Raw genomic sequence first — 2603 nt, forward strand, 5'->3', positions numbered from 1 at the left:
AATTTCCCTCGCCATCACAGCTCAGCCTTACGGAAAGCGGATTTGCCTACTTTCCAGCCTACCTGCTTGGACGCGGCATTCCATCGCCGCGCTTACCCTACCTTTCTGCGTCCCCCCATTGCTCAAACGGTGAGGAGGTGGTACAGGAATGTCTACCTGTTGTCCATCGCCTACGCCTTTCGGCCTCGGCTTAGGTCCCGACTGACCCTGAGCGGACGAGCCTTCCTCAGGAAACCTTGGGCTTTCGACGGAGGGGATTCTCACCCCTCATTCGCTACTCATACCGGCATTCTCACTTCTGCGCGCTCCACCAGTCCTCTCGGTCTGACTTCGCTGCACGCAGAACGCTCCCCTACCACTGACACCATACGGTGCGAGTCCATAGCTTCGGTGATACGTTTAGCCCCGGTACATTTTCGGCGCAGAGTCACTCGACCAGTGAGCTATTACGCACTCTTTAAATGGTGGCTGCTTCTAAGCCAACATCCTGGTTGTCTGGGCAACTCCACATCCTTTTCCACTTAACGTATACTTGGGGACCTTAGCTGATGGTCTGGGCTGTTTCCCTCTTGACTACGGATCTTAGCACTCGCAGTCTGACTCCCGAGGATAAGTGATTGGCATTCGGAGTTTGACTGAATTCGGTAATCCTGTGGGGACCCCTAGTCCAATCAGTGCTCTACCTCCAACACTCTTCCCTCGAGGCTAGCCCTAAAGCTATTTCGGGGAGAACCAGCTATTTCCGAGTTCGATTGGCATTTCACCCCTACCCACACCTCATCCCCGCACTTTTCAACGTGCGTGGGTTCGGGCCTCCATTCAGTGTTACCTGAACTTCACCCTGGACATGGGTAGATCACACGGTTTCGGGTCTACGACATGCTACTGATGCGCCCTATTCAGACTCGCTTTCGCTACGGCTCCGCCTCATCAGCTTAACCTTGCAACATATCGTAACTCGCCGGTTCATTCTACAAAAGGCACGCTGTCACCCATTAACGGGCTCCAACTAGTTGTAGGCACACGGTTTCAGGATCTCTTTCACTCCCCTCCCGGGGTGCTTTTCACCTTTCCCTCACGGTACTGGTTCACTATCGGTCACTAGGGAGTATTTAGCCTTGGGAGATGGTCCTCCCGGATTCCGACGGGGTTTCACGTGTCCCGCCGTACTCAGGATCCGTCTCGGAGAGAAGGGCATTTCAGCTACGGGATTGTTACCCTCTCTGATGGATCTTTCCAGATCGCTTCACTTATGCTCTTCTTTTTTGACTCCATATGAGACGTCCTACAACCCCAAGAGGCAAGCCTCTTGGTTTGGGCTGTTTCCGTTTCGCTCGCCGCTACTCGGGAAATCGCATTTGCTTTCTCTTCCTCTGGGTACTTAGATGTTTCAGTTCCCCAGGTCTGCCTCCTCGTATCCTATGGATTCAGATACGGGTATCATCCCATTACGGATGATGGGTTCCCCCATTCGGATATCCCCGGTTCAAAGCTTACTTACAGCTCCCCGAGGCGTTTCGCCGTTCGTCGCGTCCTTCTTCGGCTCCTAGTGCCAAGGCATTCACCGTGCGCCCTTTCTAACTTAACCAATTTTGGCGGCAGATCTTCTTCGCATGTCTTCGTCAGCTTCGTGTTTCTCGGTCATGTCACGTAGGGAACTACGCTTCATTCCTCGAACACTTGCTTCCTCGACCTGCTCGAATCTCTTTGCCAAAAACGATCTTTATCAAAAGGTCGTTTTTTAGACAATGTCTCCATTGCCTTTGAATTCTTGACGTTCGTTCGATCTCATCTTGTTTTGTGAACAAGACTCCGATGAACTTACTTGTTATCATGATCTAGTTTTCAAAGAACCAATTGACAGAAGAATACTCTTGTCAATGAAGCTACCGACTTCGTTCCCCTCATCGAAGAACAGATTCAGCAACTTAATTTTTGAGAGATTGAATTCTCTCAAAGTGGAGCCTAGCGGGATCGAACCGCTGACCTCCTGCGTGCAAGGCAGGCGCTCTCCCAGCTGAGCTAAGGCCCCAAATCAAATAATATGGTGGGCCTGAGTGGACTCGAACCACCGACCTCACGCTTATCAGGCGTGCGCTCTAACCAGCTGAGCTACAGGCCCCCACCATTCAATGAAAATAATAATATCAGAATGACTTCATGCTGCCTTGCGACGAGTAACCGCAGGAGCAAAAGAATTCATTCAAAACTGAACAAAGCAACTGACCTCGTTCCCTTCATGAGGAACGTCATTGTGATACTGCATGCAGCTTTGCGACGAGAAAGCGACGCAAGGAGCGCGCAGGAGCACATTCCAGTAACTTTATTGAGAGTTTTGAGTACTCTCAAAACTGAACAACAGCACAAGCGTCAAACAACCGAAGTTGTTCGTCGATTAGAGTCTAAACTCCATAGAAAGGAGGTGATCCAGCCGCACCTTCCGATACGGCTACCTTGTTACGACTTCACCCCAATCATCTGTCCCACCTTAGGCGGCTGGCTCCAAAAGGTTACCCCACCGACTTCGGGTGTTACAAACTCTCGTGGTGTGACGGGCGGTGTGTACAAGGCCCGGGAACGTATTCACCGCGGCATGCTGATCC

At 51.4% G+C, this 2603-nt stretch carries 2 tRNA genes and 2 rRNA genes; all 4 read right to left on the minus strand.

Annotated elements, in window-relative coordinates:
- Positions 1 to 1588 (minus strand): 23S ribosomal RNA (locus ABMB67_RS23255); the annotation flags it as partial.
- A 371-nt stretch (positions 1589 to 1959) separates the two neighbouring features.
- Positions 1960 to 2032 (minus strand) — tRNA-Ala (locus tag ABMB67_RS23260).
- Between the two features lie 13 nt (positions 2033 to 2045).
- A tRNA-Ile gene (locus tag ABMB67_RS23265) sits at positions 2046 to 2122 on the minus strand.
- A gap of 293 nt (positions 2123 to 2415) precedes the next feature.
- Positions 2416 to 2603 (minus strand): 16S ribosomal RNA (locus ABMB67_RS23270); the annotation flags it as partial.

The organism is Halalkalibacter oceani (assembly GCF_040544555.1).
GTDB lineage: Bacteria > Bacillota > Bacilli > Bacillales > Bacillaceae_D > Halalkalibacter > Halalkalibacter oceani.